Origin of the sequence: Vulcanimicrobium alpinum (genome assembly GCF_027923555.1) — a bacterium.
Taxonomy (GTDB): Bacteria; Vulcanimicrobiota; Vulcanimicrobiia; order Vulcanimicrobiales; family Vulcanimicrobiaceae; genus Vulcanimicrobium; species Vulcanimicrobium alpinum.
This window is the reverse complement of record NZ_AP025523.1, coordinates 2,943,451-2,968,741: the sequence shown is the minus strand read 5'-3', so window position 1 is coordinate 2,968,741 and position 25,291 is coordinate 2,943,451. Positions and strand designations below refer to the sequence as shown.

The 25,291-nt window shown below is 69.2% G+C and carries 27 protein-coding genes; 13 read left to right on the top strand and 14 right to left on the bottom strand.

Features of this window, described 5'->3' with window-relative positions:
• Position 1: 1 nt before the first annotated feature.
• The 3 genes from csaB to ileS are packed head-to-tail and all read left to right on the top strand — an operon-like array spanning position 2 to position 4,762.
• Positions 2-1,129, top strand: a complete 1,128-nt coding sequence (gene csaB, locus WPS_RS15180) for a polysaccharide pyruvyl transferase CsaB (RefSeq protein ID WP_317995311.1) — start codon at positions 2-4, stop codon at positions 1,127-1,129.
• A 21-nt stretch (positions 1,130-1,150) separates the two neighbouring features.
• Positions 1,151-1,903 carry a site-2 protease family protein gene (locus tag WPS_RS15175; protein ID WP_317995310.1) on the top strand — a complete coding sequence of 251 codons (753 nt, stop codon included), beginning with the start codon at positions 1,151-1,153 and terminating at the stop codon, positions 1,901-1,903.
• Between the two features lie 15 nt (positions 1,904-1,918).
• Positions 1,919-4,762 carry an isoleucine--tRNA ligase gene (gene ileS / locus WPS_RS15170; RefSeq protein ID WP_317995309.1) on the top strand — a complete coding sequence of 948 codons (2,844 nt, stop codon included), beginning with the start codon at positions 1,919-1,921 and terminating at the stop codon, positions 4,760-4,762.
• A 14-nt stretch (positions 4,763-4,776) separates the two neighbouring features.
• Here ileS and leuB read toward each other — a convergent pair whose 3' ends face one another.
• The 7 genes from leuB to ilvC all read right to left on the bottom strand — a co-directional run bounded on the left by leuB (position 4,777) and on the right by ilvC (position 12,533).
• Complete coding sequence (leuB, locus tag WPS_RS15165) at positions 4,777-5,871, bottom strand: 3-isopropylmalate dehydrogenase (RefSeq protein ID WP_317995308.1); 1,095 nt, start codon at positions 5,869-5,871, stop codon at positions 4,777-4,779.
• On the bottom strand, positions 5,868-6,392 hold the full coding sequence (gene leuD, locus WPS_RS15160) for a 3-isopropylmalate dehydratase small subunit (protein ID WP_317995307.1): 525 nt from the start codon (positions 6,390-6,392) through the stop codon (positions 5,868-5,870). Before leuD ends, leuB begins: the two co-directional genes overlap by 4 nt.
• Entirely contained in the window at positions 6,389-7,723 is a 1,335-nt protein-coding gene (locus tag WPS_RS15155; protein WP_317995306.1) for a 3-isopropylmalate dehydratase large subunit, read from the bottom strand. The genes leuD and WPS_RS15155 overlap by 4 nt, the downstream gene beginning before the upstream one ends.
• Positions 7,723-9,468, bottom strand: coding sequence for a 2-isopropylmalate synthase (leuA, locus tag WPS_RS15150; protein ID WP_317995305.1), 1,746 nt, complete (start codon positions 9,466-9,468; stop codon positions 7,723-7,725). Before leuA ends, WPS_RS15155 begins: the two co-directional genes overlap by 1 nt.
• 131 nt (positions 9,469-9,599) lie before the next feature.
• Entirely contained in the window at positions 9,600-9,824 is a 225-nt protein-coding gene (locus tag WPS_RS15145; RefSeq protein ID WP_317995304.1) for a hypothetical protein, read from the bottom strand.
• Entirely contained in the window at positions 9,821-11,491 is a 1,671-nt protein-coding gene (gene ilvB, locus WPS_RS15140) for a biosynthetic-type acetolactate synthase large subunit (protein WP_317995303.1), read from the bottom strand. Before ilvB ends, WPS_RS15145 begins: the two co-directional genes overlap by 4 nt.
• A 4-nt stretch (positions 11,492-11,495) precedes the next feature.
• Positions 11,496-12,533 (bottom strand): ketol-acid reductoisomerase, encoded by a 1,038-nt coding sequence (gene ilvC, locus WPS_RS15135; RefSeq protein WP_317995302.1) that lies wholly within the window; start codon positions 12,531-12,533, stop codon positions 11,496-11,498.
• A gap of 280 nt (positions 12,534-12,813) precedes the next feature.
• Here ilvC and WPS_RS15130 point away from each other — a divergent pair, with 280 nt between their 5' ends.
• A complete protein-coding gene (locus WPS_RS15130; RefSeq protein WP_317995301.1) occupies positions 12,814-13,236 on the top strand; it encodes an acyl-CoA thioesterase in 423 nt (140 codons plus the stop codon).
• Here WPS_RS15130 and WPS_RS15125 read toward each other — a convergent pair.
• From WPS_RS15125 to WPS_RS15105, 5 genes are all read right to left on the bottom strand, one after another.
• Complete coding sequence (locus tag WPS_RS15125) at positions 13,233-14,060, bottom strand: hypothetical protein (protein ID WP_317995300.1); 828 nt, start codon at positions 14,058-14,060, stop codon at positions 13,233-13,235. The two genes, WPS_RS15130 and WPS_RS15125, sit on opposite strands and share 4 nt — an antisense overlap.
• Positions 14,061-14,116: 56 nt before the next feature.
• Positions 14,117-15,223: a tRNA guanosine(34) transglycosylase Tgt gene (gene tgt, locus WPS_RS15120; RefSeq protein WP_317995299.1), complete on the bottom strand. Its 1,107-nt coding sequence runs from the start codon at positions 15,221-15,223 to the stop codon at positions 14,117-14,119.
• A gap of 4 nt (positions 15,224-15,227) precedes the next feature.
• Entirely contained in the window at positions 15,228-16,136 is a 909-nt protein-coding gene (locus WPS_RS15115; protein WP_317997563.1) for an RluA family pseudouridine synthase, read from the bottom strand.
• Positions 16,133-16,582 (bottom strand): signal peptidase II, encoded by a 450-nt coding sequence (gene lspA / locus WPS_RS15110; protein WP_317995298.1) that lies wholly within the window; start codon positions 16,580-16,582, stop codon positions 16,133-16,135. Before lspA ends, WPS_RS15115 begins: the two co-directional genes overlap by 4 nt.
• A 66-nt stretch (positions 16,583-16,648) precedes the next feature.
• Positions 16,649-17,371 carry a cytochrome c biogenesis CcdA family protein gene (locus tag WPS_RS15105; RefSeq protein ID WP_317995297.1) on the bottom strand — a complete coding sequence of 241 codons (723 nt, stop codon included), beginning with the start codon at positions 17,369-17,371 and terminating at the stop codon, positions 16,649-16,651.
• Positions 17,372-17,487: 116 nt separating this feature from the next.
• Between WPS_RS15105 and lgt the strand changes: the two genes are divergently transcribed.
• The 5 genes from lgt to WPS_RS15080 are packed head-to-tail and all read left to right on the top strand — an operon-like array spanning position 17,488 to position 20,921.
• Complete coding sequence (gene lgt, locus WPS_RS15100; protein WP_317995296.1) at positions 17,488-18,318, top strand: prolipoprotein diacylglyceryl transferase; 831 nt, start codon at positions 17,488-17,490, stop codon at positions 18,316-18,318.
• A 4-nt stretch (positions 18,319-18,322) separates the two neighbouring features.
• Positions 18,323-19,048, top strand: coding sequence for a YggS family pyridoxal phosphate-dependent enzyme (locus WPS_RS15095; protein ID WP_317995295.1), 726 nt, complete (start codon positions 18,323-18,325; stop codon positions 19,046-19,048).
• Positions 19,045-19,461, top strand: coding sequence for a cell division protein SepF (locus WPS_RS15090; protein ID WP_317995294.1), 417 nt, complete (start codon positions 19,045-19,047; stop codon positions 19,459-19,461). The genes WPS_RS15095 and WPS_RS15090 overlap by 4 nt, the downstream gene beginning before the upstream one ends.
• Positions 19,461-20,168: a DivIVA domain-containing protein gene (locus WPS_RS15085; RefSeq protein ID WP_317995293.1), complete on the top strand. Its 708-nt coding sequence runs from the start codon at positions 19,461-19,463 to the stop codon at positions 20,166-20,168. Before WPS_RS15090 ends, WPS_RS15085 begins: the two co-directional genes overlap by 1 nt.
• A complete protein-coding gene (locus tag WPS_RS15080; RefSeq protein WP_317995292.1) occupies positions 20,169-20,921 on the top strand; it encodes an SDR family NAD(P)-dependent oxidoreductase in 753 nt (250 codons plus the stop codon). It begins immediately after the preceding gene.
• 4 nt (positions 20,922-20,925) lie between these two features.
• On the opposite strand, the gene WPS_RS15075 is transcribed toward WPS_RS15080, so the two are convergent.
• The gene (locus WPS_RS15075; RefSeq protein WP_405054898.1) at positions 20,926-21,549 is read right to left on the bottom strand and encodes an NADPH-dependent F420 reductase; all 624 of its coding nucleotides are present in this window, start codon (positions 21,547-21,549) and stop codon (positions 20,926-20,928) included.
• A 154-nt stretch (positions 21,550-21,703) separates the two neighbouring features.
• On the opposite strand from WPS_RS15075, the gene WPS_RS15070 reads away from it, so the two are divergent.
• The 4 genes from WPS_RS15070 to WPS_RS15055 all read left to right on the top strand — a co-directional run bounded on the left by WPS_RS15070 (position 21,704) and on the right by WPS_RS15055 (position 24,113).
• Positions 21,704-22,291 carry a flagellar basal body rod C-terminal domain-containing protein gene (locus tag WPS_RS15070; RefSeq protein WP_317995291.1) on the top strand — a complete coding sequence of 196 codons (588 nt, stop codon included), beginning with the start codon at positions 21,704-21,706 and terminating at the stop codon, positions 22,289-22,291.
• On the top strand, positions 22,288-23,013 hold the full coding sequence (locus WPS_RS15065; protein ID WP_317995290.1) for a flagellar hook-basal body protein: 726 nt from the start codon (positions 22,288-22,290) through the stop codon (positions 23,011-23,013). Before WPS_RS15070 ends, WPS_RS15065 begins: the two co-directional genes overlap by 4 nt.
• A gap of 150 nt (positions 23,014-23,163) precedes the next feature.
• Positions 23,164-23,835 carry a sigma-70 family RNA polymerase sigma factor gene (locus WPS_RS15060; RefSeq protein WP_317995289.1) on the top strand — a complete coding sequence of 224 codons (672 nt, stop codon included), beginning with the start codon at positions 23,164-23,166 and terminating at the stop codon, positions 23,833-23,835.
• Entirely contained in the window at positions 23,832-24,113 is a 282-nt protein-coding gene (locus tag WPS_RS15055) for a hypothetical protein (RefSeq protein ID WP_317995288.1), read from the top strand. Before WPS_RS15060 ends, WPS_RS15055 begins: the two co-directional genes overlap by 4 nt.
• A gap of 13 nt (positions 24,114-24,126) precedes the next feature.
• Here WPS_RS15055 and ampC read toward each other — a convergent pair whose 3' ends face one another.
• Positions 24,127-25,284: a class C beta-lactamase gene (ampC, locus tag WPS_RS15050; protein ID WP_479688264.1), complete on the bottom strand. Its 1,158-nt coding sequence runs from the start codon at positions 25,282-25,284 to the stop codon at positions 24,127-24,129.
• Positions 25,285-25,291: the final 7 nt, after the last annotated feature.

Sequence of the window (25,291 nt, the reverse complement as noted above, 5' to 3'; positions counted from 1 at the left end):
CGTGGCGGCCGGACCGCGCTTCCTGCTCAGCGGCTACTACGGCTTCGGCAATCTCGGCGACGAGGCGCTGCTGGAGGTCATCGTCGAGCGCCTGCGCCGCCGCTGGCCCGGCTGCGCGGTCGACGTGCTGAGCGGCGATCCGCCGGCGACGGCTCGGACCTACGGCGTCGAAGCGACGCCGCGGATGGAGATCGGCCGCGTTCGCGGCGCGATCGAACGCGCCGACGTGATCCTCTCCGGCGGCGGCGGACTGCTCCAGAACGTCACCAGCCTGCGCAGCCTGCTGTATTACACCAACGTGATCCGCACCGCGATCCGGGCCGGCAAGCCGACGATGGTCTTCGCGCAGTCCGTCGGCCCTCTGGACTTCTGGGGGCGCGCGGTGGTGCGGAATTTCTGCCGCGGGATCGCCGCGGCGACGGTCCGCGACGAGCGCTCGCGTGCGCTGCTGCAGTCGCTCCTTCCCGGCGTGCAGGTCGAACGGACCGCCGATCCGGTGTTCCTGTTCGAACCGTCGACGGAGCCGCTCGACCTCAAGGCCGAGGGATTGGCCGACGACGACGCGCCGCTGGTCGTCGTCTCGGTGCGCAAGTGGGCCGGCGGCGACGCGACGACCGCGGCGATGGCCTCGGTCGTCGACCGGCTCGCCGCGCGGCACGGCGCGCGGGTCGCGTTTCTCCCGCTCGGCGGTCCGCCCGACGCCGAAGTGTCGACGACGATCATCCGGCGCTGCGCCTCGACGCCGGTGCTGCTGCCCGACTACACCCTCCCGCAAGCGGCGCAGGTGATCGGGCGCGCGTCGCTGGTGATCGGGATGCGCCTGCACGCGCTCATCATCGCCGCGCGGCTGGGCGTTCCGTTTCTGGCGCTGCCGTACGATCCCAAAGTCGAAGCGCTCTGCGCCGACCTGCGTTATCCGGCGGGACCGCTCTTCACGCCCGGCCAGCCGGCACCGCCGCCCACCGAACTCGCGCGCCGCCTCGACGACGCGTGGGAGCGCCGCGCGCAGCTCGCCGCGCATCTGCGCAGCGTTCGCCCGGAGATCGAGCGGCTTGCCGAGCGCAACTTTGACGTCTTGAACGAACTCGTGACACGGCCGACACATTCGGCAGCAGGGTCGGAACGCTGACGCGCGAACGCGCGCCACACGTTGAGTCGCCTTACGTTAACACTCGGCCGCGTTTTCGACATTCGCGTCGGCGTGCACGCGTCGTGGCTGTTCGTCTACGTGCTGCTCGCGGTCGCGCTCGCGAACGAACTGGGAGCAGAGCCCCGCCCCGCGGCGCTCGCGTTCGGCGCCCTCACCGCGCTCGCACTCTTCGCCAGCGTCGTCGCCCATGAGTTCGCGCACGCGCTCGTCGCCCGCCGCTACGGCGTGAAGACCAGCGAGATCACGCTGTTTCTCTTCGGAGGCGTCGCGACGCTCGAGAACGAGCCGCCGACGCCGCAAGCCGACGCGGCGATCGCGATCGCCGGACCGGCGCTCAGCGGTCTGCTCGCCTGCGCTTTCTTCGGCGCAGCGTTCGCGATCGGTCACGCCTTCCCGGGGCTCGGGCACGGCGACGCCGTGCGCCTCGCGAGCTACGTCGCGATCGCCAACGCCGTGCTGGCGGTCTTCAACGCGATCCCGGCATACCCGATGGACGGCGGGCGCGTCCTGCGCGGGCTGCTGTGGCACCGCTTCCGCGACCCGCTCGCGGCGACGACGATCGCCGCACGCGTCGGGATGGGCTTCGCGCTCGCGTTCATCGTCGCGGCCGTCCTGACCGCGGCTGCCACGCAGGACGCATTCTACCTGTGGTATCTGCTGCTCGGGACGTTTCTGCTCCATCAGGGATGGTCGAGCGAGCGGACGATGCGGCGCATCCGCGCACGCGACGTGGAGGTCGGCGCCGCCGCGTAGAAGAGTCGTGGTCGCATGCCCGACGCCGACCGCGACTACCGCTGGAGCCTGAACCTCCCGAAGACCGACTTTCCGATGCGCGCGGAGCTTCCCAAGCGGGAACCCGCACGCGTCGCATGGTGGGCCGACCGCCGCACGTATCTGACGCGGCTCGAGCGAAACGGCCGCGACGGCGGCGCGCCGTTCATCCTGCACGACGGGCCGCCGTACGCCAACGGCGACATGCACATGGGGACCTTCCTCAACCGCTTCCTCAAGGACGCGCTGGTGAAGATCCATCTGCTCGACGGCCGCTACGCCGATTTCGTCCCCGGCTGGGACATGCACGGCCTGCCGATCGAAAAGGAGACGCTCAAGCACCTCAAGCTCGATTTCCGGACCGCCGATCCGATCGAACTGCGGCGCGCCTGCCGCGAGCGGGCCTTGTACTGGCTGGACCGCCAGCGCTCGCAGATGTTGCGGATGGGTGCGTCGTTCGGCCGCTTCGACGATCCGTACATGACGATCGCGCCGGAGTTCGAGGCGACGATCGTCGAGACGCTCGCCGATCTGGCCGAACGCGACTATCTCTATAAAGGGCTGCGCTCGACGCTCTGGTGCGTCTACGACGAGACCGCGCTCGCCGAAGCCGAGATCGAGTACAAAGACCACACCTCGCCGTCGGTCTACGTGCGCTTCCCCGCGAGCGCCGCCCAGCGCGCCGCCCTGCTCGAGAAGTTCGGACTCACCGACGACGGCACGCCGCTCTCGATCGCGATCTGGACCACGACCCCGTGGACGCTCCCCGCCAACGTCGCCGTCGCGCTCAGCCCCACCGCGACGTACGGCGTCTACCGCATCGGCAACGAAGACGTCATCGTCGCCGCCGCCCTCGCTGCCGACGTCCTGGCCCGGTTCCCCCGTCACGCTGAGCTTGTCGAAGCGCAGCCGTCACCATCACCGCAAGCAACGTTGCGCGGCGAAGCCGTCGGCGCGACGCTCGACCGGCTGGCCGTGCGCCACCCGTTCCTCGACCGCGACTCGCTGGTGATCCTCGCCGACTACGTCGAACTCGAAACCGGAACCGGCGCCGTGCACACGGCGCCCGGCCACGGCGAAGTCGACTTCGACTCCGGCGTGGAGTACGGACTCCCGGTGATCAACCCCGTCGACGGCGGCGGCCGCTTCACCGCCGAAGCCGGCCCCTACGCCGGCGCGTTTATCTTCGACGCGAACGCACGCATCGTCGAAGACCTGCGCGCCTCGGGCGCACTGATCGCGAACGAGTCGTACGAACATTCGTATCCGCACTGCTGGCGCTGCAAGAATCCGGTCGTCTACCGCGCGACGTCGCAGTGGTTCATTGGGATGGACCGGCACGGCTTGCGCGAGCGCGCCGCCGGCGCGGTCCGCACCGTCGAGTTCTTCCCCGCCTGGGGCGCGACGCGGATGTCGCAGATGGTCGAGAACCATCCCGAGTGGTGCGTCTCGCGCCAGCGCGCGTGGGGGACGCCGATCCCCGCGCTCGCGTGCGGTTCGTGCAGCGAGTCGTTCCTCTCGCCGGAGCTCGCGCGCGCGTTCGCGGCGGCGATGCGCGCCCGCTCGTTCGACGAAGGCAACGCCTCGGATTTGTGGTGGACGGAAGACTGGCGCGCGTTCGCGCCCGCGGGGCTGGCGTGCCCGCGCTGCGGCGGCACCGACCTGCAGAAAGAGCGCAACATCGTCGACATCTGGTTCGAGTCGGGCGTCACCTGGCGTGCCGTGCTCGTCGAGCGCGGGATGAAGTATCCCGCCGACGCGTATCTCGAAGGCGGCGATCAATACCGCGGCTGGTTCCGTTCGAACCTCGTCACCTCGGTCGCGGTCGAGGACCGCGCGCCGTACGAGCGCGTGATCGCGCACGGCTGGGTGGTCGATCAGCACGGCCACGCGATGCACAAATCGGCGGGAAACTACATCGCCGCCGACGAGGCGATCGCGAAATACGGCGCGGACGTGCTGCGCCTGTGGGTCGCGTCGGCCGAGTTCACCGGCGACATCCGGCTGGGCGCGCACCTCCTCGACAACGTCTCGAACGTCTACCGCAACCTGCGCAACCGCCTGCGCTGGTTCCTCGGCTCGGTGGAAGGCTTGACGCCGGACGCGATCGTCCCGCGCGCGGCGATGGAACCGCTCGACCGGCTCGCCCTCGCCGCGCTCGATGCGTTCGCAACCGAGGTCGGCGAGCATTATCGCGCGTTCCGCTTGCACGACGCCTACGTCGCGATTCAGAAATTCGACGTCGACGATCTTTCTCGGTTCTACGTCGACGCGCTCAAAGACCGGCTCTACTCCGGTGCGCCGGAGCGGCGCGCGAGCGCGCAGTCGGCGCTGCTCGCCATCTTCCGCACGATGTGCGTCCTGCTCGCGCCGGTGCTCTCGTTCACCGCCGAGGAAGCATGGCAGCACCTCGATCCGGCGCTGCGCGGCGACGCCGAGTCGGTCTTCGATCTCGCGTTGCCGCAGCCGGTCGCGGCCGATGCCGACGCGCTCGCGACGTGGGCGCTGCTCAAGGAGCTGCGCGCGCAGGTCGCTGCGAACGAAGGGGTGCGCGACTTTCAGCTCGACGCGCGCGTCGACGTCGCGCCGGATCTCCACGAACGCTTCGCCGCGCTCGGCGACAGCCTCCGCGAAGCGCTCGTCGTCTCGGCGCTGCGCGGGATCGGCCGGTCCGCCGACGGCACCGCGAAGGTCGTGACGTTGCCGGCGCAGGGCGAGAAGTGTCAGCGATGCTGGAAGTATCTCCCGCTCGGCGCCGATCCGGAACACCCGGACCTGCACGCCGAATGCGCCGCGATCGTCCGCGCGCTCGAAACCGCAGCCGCTCCCGCGTCACCCTGAGCTCGTCGAAGGGCTCAGCGTGAGGGGCGTGCTCCGACGGACTCTGCGCGGCAGCGGGCGATGACGGCGGCGGTGAACTCGGTCGACGTCGCGGGGGCGGCGTCGCTGAGATCGGCGGTGCGCGGGCCTTCGGCGAGCGTCGCGGCGACGGCGCGTTCGATGCGCTCCGCCGCCTCGGTCTCGCCGAGCGAGAACCGTGCGAGCATCGCCGCAGAGAGGATCGCGGCGGCCGGGTTCGCGATGCCGCGGCCGACGATATCCGGCGCGGTTCCGCTGATCGGCTCGTAGAGGCCGAAGCCGCGCGCGCTCGGCGGCCCGCCGAGGCTCGCGCTCGCCGCGGTGCCGATCGTCCCGGTCACCATCGCGGCCTCGTCGGAGAGGATGTCGCCGAACAGGTTCTCGGTGACGATCACGTCGAACGCGCGCGGATCGCGCACCAACTGCATCGCCGCGTTGTCGACGAGCATGTGCGCGAGCGTCACGTCCGGATACTCGCGCGCAACGTCGCCGACGATCCGCCGCCACAACTGCGAAGACACCAGAACGTTGGACTTGTCGACCGAGGTGACGTGTTTTCGCCGCGCCCGCGCCAGATCGAACGCGACGCGCGCGATCCGCTCGATCTCGAAATCGCGGTACACCAGCGTGTCGCGTGCGGTGAGCACCCCGTCCTCGCGTTCGAGCGACTTGGGACCGAAGTACAGCCCGCCGGTCAACTCGCGCACGATCACCAGGTCGAGTCCCCGCACGAGCTCCGCGCGCAGCGGCGAGCGCGACTCCAAGCCCGCAAAGGCGAACGCCGGCCGCAGGTTCGCGTACAGCCCGAATGCCTTGCGCAGGCCGAGGATCGCGGCTTCGGGCCGCTTCTCGGGCGTGACGTCGTCGAAGCCCGGACCGCCGACGGCGCCGAAGAGGATCGCGTCGCTCTCGCGGCCCAGCGCGATCGTCTCCTGCGGGAGCGGCGTGCCGTGCGACGCGATCGCCGCGGCGCCGACCGCCGCTTCGCGGAACGTGCATTCGGGGAGCGCGGCGCCCAGGACCTGCACCGCGGCCGCCGTCACTTCGGGACCGATGCCGTCGCCGGGGAGCACCGCGATGCGGTGGGTCAACGCGCCGCTTCCCACGCGCGCACGGCCGGGATCTTGGCGTTGAGGTAGTTGAGGAAACCGCCGCCGAGGATGAAGTGCTTACGCAGCGCGTCGAGGCCGAACGGGATCGGTTCGCCGCCGTCGGCGCGCAGCGTCTCGCCGTCGACGTCGATCGCGATGTGCCGCGCGCTCATCAGCCCGTCGACGATCGTCTGCGGGACGATCACGGGGACGAGCGCGTTGGTGTAGGCGTTCTCGTGGAAGATGCGCGCGAAGCTCGGCGCGATCACCGCTTTGAAGCCGCGATCGAGCAGCGCCCAGGCGGCATGCTCGCGCGACGAGCCGCAGCCGAAATTCTCTCCCGTCACCACGATCGACGCGCCGGGATGCTGCGCCAGGAGCCGTTCTCCGTCGGGCATCCCCTCGAAGAGATGCACGCCCATCCCGGCGGCGTCGATGCGCGTGAGATAGCGCGCCGGGATGATCTGATCGGTGTCGATGTTCGCGCGCGGGATCGCCAGCACGCTGCCTTCAACGATCATGCGATCACCGCTTCGCGCTGCTCGATCTCCGACGGCGACGCGATCCGGCCGAGGATCGCCGACGCGGCGACGACCGCCGGCGCGGCGAGATGGACGCGTCCGCCGTCGCCCATGCGGCCGGGGAAGTTGCGGTTCGACGACGAGACGCAGCGCGTTCCCGGCGCCAGCACGCCCATCGACATCCCCAGACACGGCCCGCACGACGAGTGCGTCCAGAGCGCGCCGGCATCCTGAAAGATGTCGTGCAGCCCTTCCCCTTCGGCCTGGCGGCGCACCGCCTGCGAACCGGGGGTGATGATCGTCGGTACGCTCACGCGCTGACCGCGCAGCACCGCCGCGGCGGCGCGGAGATCGCCGATCCGCGAGTTGGTGCACGAACCGATGAACGCCTGATCGATCGCGATGCTGCGCATCGCCTGTCCCGGCGCGAGCGCCATGTATTCGAGCGACTCGGCGGGCGCGTCGAACGGGATCGCGCCGTCGATCGGCGAGCACTCGCCGGGGTTCGTCCCCCACGAGACGACGGGCCGGATCGCGCTCGCGTCGATCGTGACCGTCGCGGCGTACTCGGCGTCGTCGTCGGCGCGTTGCGCGACCCAGTGGTTCGGCGCTTCGGGCGTCGCGGCAAGATACGCTTCCGTCGTCGCGTCCGGCGCGATGATCCCGGTCGTCGCGCCCGCTTCGATCGCCATATTGCACAGCGTCATCCGCTGTTCCATCGTGAGCGCGCGGATCGCCGAGCCGGTGTATTCGAGCACGTAGCCGGTGCCGCCGCGGAAGCCGATCGTCGCGATCACGGTGAGCGCGAGATCCTTGGCGGTCGCGCCTTCCTGCAGTTCGCCGGTCACCTCGACCTTCATCACCTTCGGACGCTGCAGGATCAGGCATCCCGCCAGCATCGCCCCGGCCTGCGCGGTCGTCCCGATCCCGAGCGCGAACGCCCCGAACGCGCCGAGCGTGCAGGTGTGGCTGTCGCCGCAGCAGACCGTCATCCCCGGCGTCACGTAGCCGCGTTCGGGGACGATGACGTGACAGATCCCGTTGTCGCCGATGTCGTGGAACCGGATCCCTTGGCGCTTCGCCCAGGTGCGGACCGTGTGCGCCTGCAGCGCGGTCGCCGAGTCCTTCGCCGGCGCGACGTGATCGATCATTGCGACGATCCGCTTCGGATCGTAGAGGATGTCGTCGAACTCTTTTTCGATCGCGATCGCACCGGGCGGCGTCGTGATCTCGTGCGCGACCACCAGATCGATGAACACCAGCGCATTCCCGCCCGGCAGTTCCTCGATCACGTGCGCGTCCCACACCTTATCGAACAGCGAACGCCCCATCACGCAACCACCTCATCCCGCACACCGTCCCGCGCCCCGTCACGCACTCGGTCACGCTGAGCCTGTCGAAGCGCAGCCTCCCCCGCGCCGACCCCCATGCGCCCCACGGCGCTGACGATCGCCGCGAGCGACGAGGTGACGATGTTCGGATCGTTCCCTACGCCCCACACCGGTGACCCGTCGACGACGACCTCGACGTAGGAGACCGCCGACGCATCCTCGCCGGCGCGCAGCGCGTGCTCGTGGTAGTCGCGCACGTGCACGTCGATCCCGAACGTCCGCGTCAGCCCGTCGACGAACGCATCGATCGGGCCCGTCCCGTCACCGTAGATCGTGATCGGGCGGACGCCGTCAGTGAGCGTCGCGTCGATCGTGCACGGCGTCCCCGCGACGCCGTCGTTGGTGGTCACGTAGTGCACCAGCCGCAGGCCGCCCGGCTGGACGTACGTCTCGTCGAACGCCTCGCGAATCTGCGCCGGCGTGATCTCGCCGCCCGACTCCTCGGCGCGCGCTTGGATGACGCGGCTGAACTCGACCTGTAGTCCGCGCGGAAGATCGAACCCGTAATCGGCATGCAGCACGTAGGCGACGCCGCCCTTCCCCGACTGGCTGTTGACCCGCACGACCGCGTCGTACGTGCGTCCGATGTCCTTCGGATCGATCGGGAGATACGGCACCTCCCAGCGCGAGCCGTCGGTCTGCGCGAGCGCGGCGAAACCTTTCTTGATCGCGTCCTGGTGCGACCCCGAGAACGCCGTGAAGACCAGTTCGCCGCCATACGGATGCCGCACGTGCACGGGGAGCCGGTTGCACTCCTCGACGGTGCGCACGATCTCGGGGATGTTCGAGAAGTCGAGCTTCGGATCGACGCCTTGCGTCGCCATGTTGAGCGCGAGCGTCACGATGTCGACGTTGCCGGTGCGCTCGCCGTTGCCGAACAGCGTCCCCTCGATGCGGTCGGCGCCGGCCATCAGGCCGAGTTCCGCGGCGGCGACGCCGGTGCCGCGGTCGTTGTGCGGATGCAGGCTCAGAATCGCGCAGTCGCGGTTGCGCAGGTTGCGGCCGATCCACTCGATCTGATCGGCGTAGACGTTCGGCGACGCGACCTCGACGGTCGCAGGGAGGTTTAGGATCACCGGCGCGTCCGGCGTCGGAGCCCACACGTCCATCACGGCTTCGCAGATCGTCTTGGTGAAATCGAGTTCGGTGGCGGAGAACGTCTCGGGCGAATATTCCAGGCGCACGCGGGTGCGGTGCGCGATCTCGGCGGCCCGCTGCTTGATGTGCGACACGGCCGAGGTTGCGATCGCCGTGCAGCCGTCACGGTCGACGTCGAAGACGACGCGCCGGAAAAGCGGCGAGGTCGCGTTGTAGACGTGAACGATCGCGCGCGGCGCGCCGTCGATCGCTTCGAAGGTGCGGTCGATCAGATCGGCGCGCGCCTGCGTGAGCACCTGGATCGTGACGTGGTCGGGGATGCGATGCTGCTCGACGAGCTCGCGGACGAAATCGAAATCGGGCTGCGACGCCGACGGGAAGCCGACCTCGATCTCGGTGAATCCCATCCGCACGAGCAGATCGAACATCGCGCGCTTGCGGTCCGGCCCCATCGGCTCCACCAGCGCCTGATTGCCGTCGCGCAGATCGACGCTGCACCACAGCGGCGCGCGATCGATCGTGCGGTTCGGCCAGCGCCGGTCGGGGAGCGGAATCGCCGGAAAGGGTCGGTAGCGGTCGTACTGCATCGCGGTCTCCGAAGGGTGTCAGTCACGCTGAGCGTGCGTGTGTCACGCTGAGCTTGTCGAAGCGCCGCCGCCCTTCGTGCACGTCCGAGGCTGCGCTTCGGTAGGCTCAGCGTGACGGGGGGGCGGGGCGGTCAGCTTGGGGGCCGCGTAAGTCGTTCTTCGTAGAGCATGAGCCGGTCGATCTGCGCGCGCAGGCGCGACAGCGCGAGCGCCGGCCCGTCGAAGGCGAACATCGCCGTCGTCGTGTCGTCGGTCGCGGTCGCGTCGACCCGCGTGCAGCGGCAGTTGAAGCGGTGCGCGAGGTTCACGATCCGCGCGATGCTGCGGAAATCCCGCAGCTCGAGGTCACAGGTCACGCGCGCGCTTCCATCAGGTCGTCGACCGTCATCCCGGCCGGGATCATCGGCCACACGTTCTCGGTGGGATGACACGCCGCGTGCAGCAGCGCCGGACCGGGATGGGCGATGAACCGCGCGATCACCGCGTCGGCGTCGCCGGGCGCGTTCACGAAGAATGCTTCGATCCCGTACGCGCGCGCGATCGCGGCGAAGTCCGGGTTGTCGGAAAGATTCGTCGCGGAGTAGCGCTCGGAGAAGAAGAGCTCCTGCCACTGCCGCACCATCCCGAGATTCTGGTTGTCGATCAGCAGCACTTTGGCCGGGACGCGGTATCGCCGCAGCGTCGCCAGCTCCGGCAGGCACATCTGGAACCCGCCGTCGCCGACGATCGCAAACACCGGCGCCTCCGGGTTCGCGAACTGCGCGCCGATCGCGGCCGGGAAGCCGAAGCCCATCGCGCCGAGCCCCGCCGACGTGGCGTAGTTGCGCGGGTGCGCGGGCCGCGCGCGCTGCGCCGCCCACATCTGATGCTGGCCGACGTCGGTGGTGACGATCGCCTCGCGCGGCAACGCCTCGAAGAAGCGGTCGAGGACGTCGGTCGCGGAGAGGACCTGCGCCTCGACGCGATCGCTCGGCAGCGGTCCTCCCAGCAGCCGCGCTTCGTTGGCCCAGTCGTCGAAACGCGGAACGTGGCCGCGCACGAGTTCGGCGATCAGCGCCTCGAGCGTGTCGCGCAGGTCGCCGTGGAGCGAGACGTCGGCGGAGATGATCTTGTTGAACTCGGTCGCGTCGATGTCGGCGTGGATCACCGTCGCGTTGCGCGCGAAACGATCGGGCTTGCCGGTCACGCGATCGTCGAAGCGCATCCCAAGTGCGATCAGCAGATCGGCGCGCTGGACCGCTTTGTTGGCGGCCTTCAGCCCGTGCATCCCGAGCATCCCGAGCGCGTTCGGATCGCTCTGCGCGGCCGCGCCGAGCGCCATGATGGTCGAAGCGTGCGGGAGGCCGAGCAGCGAGACGAAGGTGCGGTAGGCTTCCACCGCGCCGGCGCGGACGCCGCCGCCGATGATCGCGACCGGACGGCGCGCGGCGCGGATCCGCGCGACCGCCTCGCGCACCGCCTCGTCGGAGGCGCGCGCGCGCGAGGCGCGGCGCACCACCGGTGCCGGCGGGACCGCGATCTCGCCGATCTGCGCCTTGAGCATGTCGTTGGGGATGTCGACCAGCACCGGCCCGGGACGTCCGCTGCGCGCGAGCGCGAACGCTTCGCGCAGCGTCGGCATGATGTCTTCCGCGCGGGTGACCAGGAAGTTCTGCTTGGTGATCGGCTGGGTGATCGCGCAGACGTCGGCTTCCTGGAAGCCGTCGGTCCCCATCAGCTCGGTACGCACCTGTCCCGTGATCGCGACGAGCGGGACGCTGTCCATGTAGGCGTCGAGCAGCGCGGTGACGAGGTTCGTCGCACCGGGGCCCGAGGTCGCACAGCAGACGCCGACGCGTCCGGAGGTGCGTGCGTACCCGCCCGCCGCGAACGCGGCCGCCGCTTCGTGGCGGCAGAGCACGTGCCGAACCGGATGCTGAAAGAGGGCATCGTACATCGGCATGATCGCGCCGCCGGGATAGCCGAAGATGACCTCGACACCTTCGGCTTCCAGCGTCGCGACGACGGCCTGCGCGCCGTTCATGATCCTACAGCACCCGGAACCGCAGGTCGTCGTCCGTGTTCGCGGACGCGGCGTTCTCGTTCATCCACGGCATCAGCCCGCGCAGCTCGTGACCGACGTGCTCGATCTCGTGCTGCGACGCCTGCTCGCGGAACTTGCGGAACGACGGTTTGCCGGCAGCGTTCTCCGCGACCCATTCCTGCGCGAACTGGCCGCTTTGGATCTCGCCCAGGATCTTGCGCATCTCGGCGCGCGTGGCGTCGTTGACGATCCGCTCGCCGCGCGTGTAGTCGCCGTATTTCGCCGTGTTGCTGATCGCGTTGCGCATCCCCTCGATGCCGCGTTCGTACATCAGGTCGACGATCAGCTTCACTTCGTGCAGGCACTCGAAGTACGCCATCTCGGGCGCGTAGCCGGCCTCGGTGAGCGTCTCGAACCCGGCTTTGACCAGCGCCGAGAGGCCGCCGCACAGCACCGCCTGCTCGCCGAAGAGATCGGTCTCCGTCTCTTCCTTGAAGTTGGTCTCGAGGATGCCGGCGCGGCCGCCGCCGATCGCCGACGCGTACGCGAGCGCGATCTCTTTGGCGTGGCCCGAGGGATTCTGGTGGATCGCGATCAGGCACGGCACGCCGCGTCCCGCTTCGTACTCGGTGCGCACCAGGCGCCCGGGGCCTTTGGGCGCGATCATGATCACGTCGACGTCGGCCGGCGGCACGATCGTCCCGAAGTGGATCCCGAAACCGTGCGCGAACGCGAGCGTCATTCCGGGGCGCAAATGCTCGACGACGTCGCGCATGAACACCGCGGGCTGCTCCTCGTCGGGGATCAGCATCATCACGAGGTCGGCTTGCGTGACGGCTTCCGCGATCGAAGCGACCGGCACGCCGTCGCGGCGCGCTTCGTCGCGTTTGGGCGAGCCCGGCCGCAAGCCGACGACGACGTGCTGACGGGAATCGTGCAGGTTGAGCGCGTGCGCGCGCCCCTGGCTGCCGTAGCCGATGACGGCGATCGTTTTCCCGTCGAGTGCGCCGCGGTCGATGTCGCGGTCGTAATAGGCGTCCATGGATCCTCCGCAGGGATGAAAAAAACCCCCGCCGTGTTGCCGGCGAGGGTTTCCGTCGAGTCGCGACCTGTCGTCGTGCTACGCGAAAACGTCTCGCCGGCCATCAATAAGGACCGCAAGAAGCACGCTGACAAGAACGACGAGGCGCGAAAGCATCGTGGGCAGGTTGTACTATGCCCGCCCCTTGCCTGTCAACCCACCCCGGATCACGAAGGCCCCCAGGCACCCGGCTCGGGGCGGCTGGGCGGGCCGGGGGCGGCGGAGTGCGAAGGGACGCGCGGTGTTCGAGAACTACCGCTTCATCCGCGACCAGCACGTCGTGTTCCGCGACCTCGATTTCTTCCGTCACGTGAACAACGCCGCGTACGTCACCTGGACCGAGACGGTACGCATCGAGTACGTGCTCGAGGTCCTGGGCATCGCGCTCGACGCGCGCTGCAGCATCATCATGGCCTCGCAGAAGTTCGACTATCTCTACCCGATCGGTTTGGGCGAGAAGGTCTCGGTCGGCGTGCGCGTCTCCCGCCTGGGCACCAAATCGCTCGATCTCGAGTACGAGATCTGGAGCCACACCGCGAACACGCTCGCGGTCCGCGCGACCAACGCGATCGTCGCCTACGATTACGAAGCGGGGGCGGCGATCGCGATCCCGCAGGACTGGCGCGAAAAGATCGTTGCGTTCGAACCCGGGCTCTCGCCCTAAAAGCGGAACCGGTACCCGAACGCCGGCGCGAAGCCGACGTTGCGGTCGGCGAGCTGCCCGGGGATGTCGTCGTAGTGCGCGCCGTAGTTCAGGTAGCGCATCCCGTAGATCACGTCGCCGTGCTTCGAGACGCGAAGGGTGAAGCTCAGGGTCGCGTCGACCTGCGTCGCGTTCTCCGGATCGGCGAAGGTCGGCGCGTATTGCCCGCAGCCGGTCGGGCCGCCGCTGCCGAACCCCGAGCAGAACGTCGACGACGGGATCCGGGTGTACTGCACGCCGTGCATCTTCGGGTTCACCGCCAGCCACGCTTCGACGCGGTTCCCGCCGCGCTCGACGATCCGTCCCGCTTCGAAGCGCGCCCCGGTCACGCGCGAGAATTGGACTTCGGAGCCGACGATCGGGATCACCGTGTCGCCGCGCGTGTAGATGTAGCCGCTCTGCACCGACGTGTACGTCGTCGACTGGTTGTAGATGGTTTGGCCGGCGCCCAGGAACCAGCCGCCGTCGAATCCGTGCCGCAACGTTGCGTTGACGATCGAGAGCCGCGTCGAGTCGGCGCCGTCGCCGGCGCCGCTGTAGCCGAACGTCACCGGCGGCAGCCCTTCGATGCGCACGCTCTCGCGACGGCTGCGCAGGACGAGTTCGCCGAGCGGGAGCGGCGCGAAGTTCAGCCGGTCGCTGGTGCCCCCGTTGACCTGATGGTGCCCGTCGAGCGCGTTGATCGTGATCGAGAACGTCGCGTCAACCGGATCGGCGGCGGCGGGCGCTGCGGCGGCAGCAGCGAGCGCGGCTAGGACGGCGACACCACGAAGCGCATTCCTCACGACGAGGCGCTGTTTGAAGACGGGGCGCGCCGTGCCTGCTCGGCTGCGGCGACGCGCTATGGCGACGCGCTCGCGAGCAGCGCGTCGCGGAACGCCTTCCACCGGCCGCCGTCGATCGCCGCGCGCGCGTCGCGCACCAGGCTGGTGAGCGCCGCAACGTTGTGGTACGAGATCAGCCGCTGCGCGAGCAGTTCGCCGGAGCGGAAAAGGTGCGCGATGTAGGCTTTGGTGTAGGTCGCGCAGACGCGGCAGTCGCAGGCCGGATCGAGCGGTCCGAAGTCGCGCACGCAGCCGGCGTTGCGCACGTTGTACTCGATGCCGCTGCGGGTCAGCGCGCGCCCGTGCCGTCCGCTGCGGGTCGGATAGACGCAGTCGAAGAGATCGATCCCGCGGTCGATCCCCGCGACGAGATCGCGCACCGTCCCGACGCCCATCAGATACCGCGGCTTGTTCGCGGGGAGCAGCGCGGCGGTGAAGCGCGCGACGCGGTCCATCTCGGCGCGCGACTCGCCGACCGAGAGCCCGCCGATCGCGTATCCCGGGAGATCCAACGCGACCAGCTCCGCGGAGCTCTGCGCGCGCAGATCTTCGTCGAGGCCGCCCTGCACGATCCCGAAGAGCATCGTCGGGCCGCGCCGCCACGCCGCCGCGCAGCGCTGCGCCCACGCCGTCGTGCGCGTCACCGCGCGTTCGACGTCCTTGCGCGACGACGGCAGCTTCACGCACTCGTCGAACGCCATCGCGACGTCGACGCCGAGATCTTCCTGAAACGCCACGACGTTCTCGGGCGTGAAGCGATGCTTGCTGCCGTCGAGATGCGAGCGGAACGTCACGCCGTCGTCGTCGATCTCGCGGCGCGACTCGAGACTGAAGACTTGGTACCCGCCGGAATCGGTCAGGATCGGGCCGTCCCAGGCCATGAAGCGGTGGAGTCCGCCGGCCGCGACGAGCGTCTCGCGGCCCGGCCGCAGCCAGAGATGGTAGGTGTTCGCCAGCACGATCCGCGCGTTGAGCTCGTGCAGGTCGCGCGGTTCGAGCAGTTTCACGTCGGCAAGCGTCCCGACCGGCATGAAACACGGTGTCGCAACCTCGCCGTGCGCGGTGCTGAATGTCGCGTGCCGCGCCGCCCCGGCGGTTGCGTGCACGACGAAATCGCCGATCATCGCATCATCCGCGGCCGGGTTCGCTGCGCCGGAACAGCGCCAGCGTCGCGAGATATTCCGGCGGCGGTTCGCTCTCGAACGAGAGCATCTGCTTCGTGCGCGGGTGCTTGAAGCGCAGCCGCCACGCGTGCAGCGCCTGGCCCGGGAGCGGGAGGCGCGAATCACTCCTGCCGTAGATCGGATCGTTCACCACCGGGTGACCGAGCGCCGCCATGTGCACGCGAATCTGGTGCGTGCGTCCCGTTTCGAGCCGGAACGTCAGCTCGCTCGCGCCGGCGAGCCTCTCGCGCAGTTCGTAGTGCGTGACCGCGGGTTTGCCCTCGCTGCGGATCGCGTACTTCATGCGGTTGCGCGGATCGCGGCCGATCGCGCCGCGGATCGTTCCGGCCGGATCGTCGGGGACGCCGACGACGATCCCGCGGTATTCGCGTTCGATGTAGCGCGCCTGCATCGCGCGCCCGAGCGTCCCGAGCGCGTCGTCGGTCTTGGCGACCAGCAGCAGCCCCGAGGTGTCGCGGTCGAGGCGGTGGATCAGCCCCGCGCGGATCCGCTCGCCCGGGAGATGCTCGACGTGCGCGAGGAGCGCGTTCACCAGCGTTCCGTCCGTCGCGCCGTGCGCAGGGTGCGTCACCATCCCGGCGGGCTTGTCGACGACGAGCAGGTCGCCGTCTTCGTACACGACGTCGAGCGCGATCGCTTCGGCCTGGGCGTCGAGCGGACGCGGCGGCTCGATCGCGTAGGTGACGTCGTCGCCGGCTTCGAGCAAGGTGCTCGGCTTCCCGGACGCGCCGTTCACCGTTGCGGCGCCCGCGCGCAGCGCGGAGGAGACGTGCGAGCGCGAGAATCCGGTCAGGCGCGCGAGCAGGACGTCGAGGCGCGTCCCCGCCTCGGCGTCGTCGACGCGGTGCGTCAGACGCTCGCCTCGCGGCGCAGCGCCGCGATGACGAGCAGCGCGACGCCCACCGTGATCGACGCGTCGGCAATGTTGAAGACGTTCGGCCAGATCGTCTTGAAGTCGATGAAGTCGACGACCCACTGATGCTGGACGCGGTCGACGATGTTCCCGACCGCTCCGCCGAGGATCATCCCGAACGCGATCCGCACCGCCTGAGAATTCCCGACGGCGTCGCGGAACGCGTACGCAAAGATCCCCAACACGATGATCGCGAGGGCGATCAGCAGCGCCGGCGAGTTGCCGAACAATCCGAACGCGCCGTGCGTGTTCTGCACGAACGTCCACCACAGCAGGTGCGGCACGACGATCCGGCTCTCGCCGGGAACGAACGAGCCGAGCACGAGTGCTTTGGACCACCGGTCGAGCACGAACACGACGGCGGCCACCACCCACAGGACGATCACCGGTCGCGGGTTCGCGCGCCGGTCGTCGGGTCCTACGGCTCGCTTACTTGCTTCACGGCCTGCGTGTTACAGGCTCGGCGGTTTCACGTATTGATAGAAGAAGCCCGCGACGCGCCCGAACGTTCCGGTCACCAGCACGACGCCGGTCGCAACGAGAAACGCGCCGGCGCCGACCTCGATCGCGCCCAGATACCGCTTCACGCGGTTGAGCGCGCCGAGCGCGCGCGAGATCAGCGCCGCGGTCAGGAAGAACGGCAGTCCCAGGCCCATCGAGTAGAAGAACAGCAGCACCGTCGCCTCAGCGAACTGCTCCTGACTCGCCTTCAGCAGAATTCCCGCCAAGATCGGACCGATGCACGGCGACCAGCCGGCGGCGAATCCCAGCCCGACGAGAAACGACGCGATGTACGAGCGGTTCGCGCTGCGGAACTGCGGCCGCTTGTCCATCATCAGGAACGGGATCTTGAAGACGCCGATCATGTTGAGACCCAGCACGATCACGATGACGCCGCCGATCTTCGCGACCCAGTCGCGGTACTGAATCAGCGCCGTCCCGACCGCGCTCGCCGTGAATCCGAGCGCCATGAACACCAGCGTGAAGCCGCCGATGAACGCCAGCGCGTGGATCATCACGCGCGCGCGGTCGCCGGCGTCGGTCTGCGCCTTGAGCTCCTCGAGGCTCGAGCCGGTGAGGAACGAGAGGTAGGCCGGGATCAGCGGCAGGACGCAGGGCGAGACGAAGGAGACGACGCCGGCGAGGAAAGCGGTGAGGATGTTGACTGAGTTCACGGCACTCCCGGGGTTTGACGCCTCCACAACCGCGCCTGGTGCCGCCGCGGTGGCAAGCAGAACGAGGGAGCGCGGGTCACGGGGAGCCGGCACCCCCGCGCCGTAACTGCCGCCGGGTGAGCCACTGGTTCAGCTATCCGAACATCGATCCGATCGCGTTCCGGATCGGCCCGGTCGCCGTGCACTGGTACGGCCTCTCGTACTTGTTCGGGTTCATCTGCGTGTTTCTGTGGATGAACCGTCCCGCCGGACGCCGGCGCCTCGGGCTCACCAGCGATCAGATCCAGGACTTCCTCGTCTACGCGCTGGTCGGCGTCCTCGTCGGCGGGCGCACCGGCTTCTTGATCGCGGACTGGATCACGAAGCACAACTTCGCCGACTACGCCGCCCACCCGCTGAAGTTCATCGCGATCTGGGAAGGCGGGATGGCGTTCCACGGCGCGCTCGTCGGCGTGATCCTCGCGATCCTGCTCTTCCTGCGCAAGCATCCCGGCCTCACCTTCGGGATCCTCGGCGACGAAGTGGTGCCGCTGCTCTCGATCGGGATCTTCACCACCCGGCTCGTCAACTTCATCAACGACGAGCTGCCGGGGAAACTCTGCAATCCCGACCATCCGTACTGCGTCACGTTCCCGGCGTATCCGGACGGCCCGCGCTATCCCTCGCAGATCTTCGAAGCGATCCTCGACATCCTGACGCTTCCGGTGATCCTGCTCGTCTACCGCTCGCGTCCGCCCGACGGCGTCGTCGCCTGGACGTGGTTCACCATCTACGGGATCACGCGCTCGGTCGCCGAGATCTGGCGCGAGCCGGGCTTCACCGTGCTGGGCCTGGACGGCGGCCAGTTCGTCGCCGTGGTACAAATTTTCATCGGGATCGCGATGATCGCGTACTCGTACCGGCGCGGTGTGCGCACCACGACGCGGATGGAAAACGCGCCGGCCTGATCGCATGCGAGCGCGGGTTTTCCGGCCGGCGCAGCGAAGATACCGGTCCATGGCCCTCGCCACGGGAACGGTCGCGGAGCGCGTAGCGGCGCTGCGCGAACGCGTCGACGACGTCAGCGTCGCCGCCGGTCGGGCCGCAGGATCGGTCGCGATCCTCGCGGTCACCAAGAAGCATCCGCGCGAGGCGGTGCTGCAGGCGCTCGGTGCCGGTCTTGCCGACATCGGAGAGAACTACGTCCAGGAAGCGCGCGAGAAGTACGTCGACCTTCCGCCGTGCACGCGGCACTTCATCGGCCACGTGCAGACGAACAAAGCGAAAGCGGTCGCCGGTTTGTTCGACGTCGTGCAGAGCGTCGATCGGCTCGACGCCGGCCTCGCGCTTGCAAAGGCGTCGCGCGACGCCGGGCGCCGTCTGCGCGTTCTCGTGCAGGTGAACGTCTCGCCGTCGGAACGGTTCGGTGCGGCGCCGCGCGAGGCGCCGGGGCTTGCCGCGCGCCTGCGCGACGAAGGCCTCGACGTCGACGGCGTGATGGCGATCGGGCCGCTCGACGGCGACGTCGACGGCGCGTTCGCCCGCGCGCGGGAGACGTTCGAACAGGTCGGCGGGACGACGCTGTCGCTGGGGATGTCGGGTGATTGGGAACGCGCCGTGCGGTACGGATCGACGATGATCCGGATCGGCACGGCAATCTTCGGGCCGCGTCCCGCGAAAGAAAGGAACGCAGCATGAGCGTGTTCGCCCGTATCGGATCGTGGTTTGCGATCAACGACGAGGACGAAGAAGAACTCTACCCCGACGAAGTCGGCGCGAAGCGCAACGTCGTGCCGCTGACCGACGCGTCGCGGCGGCCCGGCGGTTCGGTCGCGGTCTTCGCACCGCGCTCGTTCGCCGACGTCACCGAGATCGCGGACGCCCTGCGTTCGCGTCAGGTCGTGATCGTCAACGTGCAGGGTGCCGACCGCAACCTGCTCCAGCGCGTCGTCGACTTCACCTCCGGCGTCGCGTACACGATCGACGGCCGCATTCAAAAACTCGCCGAGGCGATCTATCTGATCGTTCCGTCCGGCGTCAACGTCAACTCGGCCGGCGTGAAAGAGCAACTCGACAACGACGGCCTGCTCGGAATCAAGGATCTGCGTTGATGGCGAAAGTCACGATCGTCGACATCCAGCACAAAGCGTTCAAGAAAGCCCTGCAGGGCTACGACCGCTCCGACGTCGATCATTTCCTCGAAGAGATCATGGAGACGCTCGAAGACGAGGCGCAGGCGCGCGCTGCGCTCGAAGCGGAGATTGCCGACCTGCGCGACCGGATCTCGCACTTCAAGGCGATGGAAGAGACGATGAACCAGACGCTCATCCTCGCCCAGCGCACCGCCGACGAAGTGAAAGCGAACGCGCACAAAGAGGCCGATCTGATCAAGCAGGAGGCGCGGATCGCCGCCGAACGCGAGATCGCGCTGCTCGGCGACCGCATCGACGACTCGCGCCGCGAAGCGCAGCGCCATCGCGACACCGCCGAGAAGGCAAAGAGCGAGCTGCGTTCGTTGCTGATGTCGCACCTCTCGCTGATCGATCGCCAAGGCGACACGGGGCCGTTGCGCGCGGTCGCGCCGGCGCCGGTCGCGGACGCTGCGCCGGCGGAGCCCGCCGAGGCGGCACCCGCCGAGAAGTCCGCACCGCCCGAAAAACCGTCGCCCGCCGACGCGTCGGCCGCCCAGGCGCCCGCTGCGCCCGCAAAACCGCAGCGCACGCCCGCCGATCGGCTCCCGCTGGTGAAGTCGGAGATCGACGAGACGGATCAGCTCCCGATCAACAACGGAGTGCGTGCGCGCAAGCTCGTCCAGTAGATGGATTTCGGCCTGGCCGGACGCGCCGCGCTCGTCCTCGCCGCGAGCAAGGGGCTGGGGCGCGCGACGGCCGAGGCGCTGGCGAACGAAGGCGCCGACGTCGCGATCGGCGCACGCGATGCCGGTGAACTCGATGCGACGGCGGCGGCGATCCGCGAGCGCACCGGCTGCCGCGTCGTTGCGATCCCCGTCGACGTCACCGACGCGGTGCAGTCGCAGCGTTTCGTCGAAACGGCGCTGGGCGAACTCGGCCGGATCGATATCCTCGTCAACAACGCCGGCGGCCCGCCGTTCGGGCGCTTCGACGACTTCGACGACGATGCGTGGTTCGCGGCGTTCGAACTGAGCCTGCGCAGCACGGTGCGGATGACGCGGCTGGTTCTGCCGCATCTCCCGCATGACGGGCACGGCCGCATCATCAACGTCGTCAGCATGTCGGTACGCTCGCTGCTTCCGGGCTCGATGCTCTCGACCGCGATGCGCGCGGGCGTCGTCGGGATGGCGAAGCTGCTGGCGGAGGAAGTCGGCGCGCACGGGATCACGGTGAACAACGTCGCGCCCGGGCTGATCCTGACCGACCGCCTCAAGCACTTCGGCGCCAAGCCCGAACAGGCCGAGGCGATCCCGCTGCGGCGCTTCGGCCGGCCCGACGAGTTCGCGTCGGTGGTGGCGTTCCTCGCTTCGGAGCGCGCGTCGTACGTCACCGGGATGACGATCCCGGTCGACGGCGGCGCGATCCGCGCGATCTCCTAGCGTCTCAGATCCGGGCCAGCCGGTCTTTCATATCGGCGGCGCCGATCGGGTTGTTGTAGATCGGCGAGCCCGGCTGCTGCTTGCGGCCGCCTTCCTTGAGCCCGCCGTTGTCGACGGGGTCGAAACCGATCGCATCGATCAGGTCCATGACGACCTGCTTTGCGCCGGGGTCGTCGCCGGCGACCGGGATCGCGAGCCGGCCAGGGGCGCCCTTCGGCTTCCCCTCGTCGGCGAGCCGCTTGTAGAAGATGGTGTTGAACGCCTTGACGACCAGCGCACCCGGGACCAGGCCGCGGGTGACCTCGCTCGAGGTGCGGTCGAGGTCTTCGATCTCGAAGTCCTCGGTGTACGGGTTCATCGCGTCGACGACGATCTTGTCGTCGAACGGGCCGGTCTCGCCGAGCACCTCTTCGCGCTTCGTCCAGGGGACGGCGACCACGACCAGATCGGCCTTGTCGACGGCATCTTGGGGGGTTGAGGCTTCGGCGTTCTCGCCGATCGACGCGACGAGGCTGCGGAGGGACTCCGGTCCGCGCGAGTTGGCGATGCGCACGTGGTGCCCGGCGCGCGCGAACAATCGCGCGAGGTTGCCTCCGATGTTTCCGGAGCCCAAGATCCCGATTTCCATCCGTATCCTCTGACCGACCGGGAGTCCGCTCCCGACCCTCTGCCTTGCGGGTTACGCCGTCGGGGCGCTGGATTCCGCGGGCGGACCCGTCGGCGGCCGAAATGCACACGCCTCGGCCACATCCCGGAAACGCCCGGTCGCTAGCATCGCGGGCATGGACGGGATGGAATGGATGGGCAGCGCGATGCGCGCCGCTCGCGGCGCGCTCGACGTCGCGACACAGAACCTCGCCAACGCCTCGAGCGACGGCTACCGCAAGGCCCAGGCCGCGATCACGCTCTCCGCCCGCGGTCTCGCGGTGTCGACGCACGCGACGCACGAGCAGGGCGCAGTGCGCCGCACCGGGCGGGCCTTCGACCTGGCGCTGCTGGGCGACGGCGCGTTCCGCGTGGGCGATGCGACGACGCGCAGCGGCGCGTTCGTCCGCGATCGCGACGGCCGGCTCGTCGACGACCGGGGCCGTGCGCTCCGCGGAACTTGCGGTGTGCTGCACGTCTCGGAGCGCGCGACGATCGCCGCGGACGGAACGGTCCGCGACGGCGGCCGCGCCGTCGACCGGCTCGCGCTCCCGGCCGGAACGCACGTGCTCTCCGGAGCGCTCGAGACGAGCACCGTCAACCCGATCGGCGAGACGCTCGCGATCCTGACCGCGCAGCGCGCGTTCGAGACCGCGCAGAAGACGATGCTCGCGATCGACGCGACGCGCGAGAAGTCGGCGAACGACGTGGTGCGCGTGCAATGAACCGCGCGATGTATGCGGCCGCCAGCGGGATGGCCGCGCAGCAGACGCAGCTCGAGATCGTCGCCGACAACCTCGCCAACGCCGAGGTCGCCGGCTTCAAGGGCGCGGCCGCGACGTTCGCCGACGTGCGCGCCGGCGAGATCGGCTTGGGGACGACGACGCTCGGCCGCCACGCGCTTTTCGCGCAGGGCAAACTGGTGAAGAGCAGCGGCCCCTTCGACGTCGCGATCGACGGGCCGGGATTTTTCGTGGTGGAACGCGACGGACACCGCGCTTACACGCGCAACGGCGAGTTCGCGCGCGAACCCGACGGCTCGCTGCGCAACAGCGCGGGCTGGCGGCTCGACGGCGTGCGCATCCCCGGCGATGCGCTCGCCGTGCGCGTCGAGCGCGACGGGCGGGTCGCAATCGACACCGCGCACGATCGCGATCGCACGATCGCGCGGCTGCGGCTCGCGACCTTCCCGGCGCCTGAAGCGATGCGGCCGGCGGGCGCGACGCTGTTCGTCCCGACCGATGCGTCCGGGCGCGCGCGGCTGGTCGAGCCGGGCGCGCACGGCGCGCCGTCGATCGCGTTCGGGATGCTCGAGCGTTCCAACGTCTCGATCGTCGAGTCCGTCATGCAGATCCTCAGCGCACAGCGCGCGTACGAAGCCAACGCCAAGGGAGTGCAGGCCGCCGATGAAATGCTGCGGATCGCCAACAACCTCCATCGCGGCTGAGCCGCGCGCGCAGGAACAGCGCGCTGCGCGCGACGTGATGAACGCCGTGCTCTTTCGCGAGGTTCTCAAACCGCTCGCGCAAGGGCTCGGTCCGATGGGCGAGATCGTCACCGGGCAGGTCGCGGACGCGATGTTCGTCCGCCCGCGGCGATGAACGGCGACGAGCGCGAGGCGCGCATCCGCGAACTGCTCCCCCTGGTGAAGCAGCTCGCGCGGCGCGTCCACCGGATGATCCCCACCGCCGATCTCGACGATCTGATCGGCGACGGCAGCGTCGGGCTGATCCGTGCGATCGACGCGTTCGATCCGTCGTTCGGCGTCCCGCCGGCGGCGTACGCGCGCAAGGTGGTACTCGGCGCGATCCTCAACGGCGTGCGGCGGATGGATCGTGTCCCGGAACGGACGCGCCGCGTGCTGCGTACGGCCGATGCGGCGCGCTTCGCGCTCGCGCAGCAGCTCGGCGTGCTGCCGACGCATCACGAGATGGAAGCGCGCATCCCCGGTCTCGCGCAGGCACGCGCGAGCGCGCTTCGCGCGACGCCGCTCTCGCTCGACGCCTCGCTGCCGCCCGGCGAACACCTCGAGCCCGACAGCGCCGCCGACCCGCAGCTCGTCTACGAAGTGCGCGGTGAGCGCGCTCGCGTGCGCGCCGCGATCGGCGGGCTCTCGGCACGACAGCGCCGCGTCATCGTCGCGTACTATTTTCAGGAGCGCTCGCTGCGCCGTTTGCATGCCGAGATGGGAATCTCGCCGCAGCGCGTCTCGCAGCTTCATCTGAGCGCGATGCGCCGCTTGCGCGCCGTGCTCGGGGAAAGTGCATGAGCGGCTCAGCGCTCGCGCCGCATTTGCTCGACGCCGTTCCGGCCCCCGACTCGCTCGACGACACCGACGCGCCGCGCGCTTCGCACGCGATCGCCGGCGATCAGCCAGCGTGGCAGCGCGACATGCTCGCGATCTCGTCGCGCGTTCGCGCCGCGATCGCGGCGCTGAACCCGGTCGTCGTGCGCGTGCTCTGGTTCTGGGACCACGCCGTGCGGACGATCGCGCTGGGGTCCCGCCGGCTCGACGTCGACCCGAGCGGGTCGTACCACCTGCGCTGAACGTCTCGCGCAGCTAGTGCCGAACGCCGAGCGCGGTGAGGATGGCGTGCGCGGTGGTGACGCGATCCGCGATCGCGTAGCTCTTATTGGCCAGGATGACGATCCCCATCCGCTTCGCAGGCACGAACGCGACGTACGCGCCGAACCCATTGGTCGATCCGGTTTTGTTGAGCCACGCGTTCCGAAGCGGCGCTTGCGGCGGGGCGATGCGCGTGACCGGCGTCGGGTCGTAAATCGACGCCGGCGAGTTTCCGTCCAGCAGCGTTGCGAGCTCGACGGGAAACGGATACTGCTCCCAGATCAGGTCTTGCGTCATCGCGCGTGTTCGGAAGTACCCGACGTGCGTATCGCGGATCGCCTGCCGGAGCGTCGGGTCAAGTGCGATCTCGTCCATGTTCGCTTCCACGAAGCGGATCATGTCGGCCGCCGACGTTCGTATGCCGTAGGCTTCGGGCCAGAGTTCGCCGGTCGCCAAGCGAGTCGGAGCGTCGCGCCCGGTGTATCCCTGCGCGTAGCGGGCCGCCTTTGCCGCGGGAAGGGCGATGAACGAGTTCGTCATCCCGAGCGCGGAAAAGACGCGCTCTCCCATCAGCGCTGCAAAGTCGCCACCCATGCTCCGTGCAGCGATCAAGCCCAGCGTTCCGATCCCGACGTTGGAGTACGTACGGTAGGTGCCCGGCGCGTCCGCCGGATGCCATTCGCGCAGATACGCGATCAATTGCTCGTCGTTGCCGACGTTGTCCGGCACTTGCAGCGGCAGACCGCCGGGCGTATGCGTCGCCAGTGCCAGGAGACGCACGTTTCCGAAATCGGTGCCGCGCAGCTGCGGCAGCACCTTCGACGTCGTCTCCGAGAGCGAGAGGTACCCGCGGCGCTGCGCATAGGCGGTGAGCGTCGCCGTGAAGGACTTGGTGATCGAACCGATTTCAAACAGCGTGTCGCGCGTGACGGGCCGCCGCGTCTCGCGCGAGGCCACGCCGTAGTTGAGGACGTACGCCGTGCCGCCGACGGCGATGCCGACCGCCATGCCGGGGATGCGGTCTTTTGCCATGACGGCACGACCGCGGCGTCTACCGAGCTCTTGATGCGGTTGACGCTGCCGTCGACCGCTTCGCCGATCCCCGTGCACGTCAGGACGGAACAGAAGAGCGCTGACGCAAGCCCTGCGGATCTCCGTC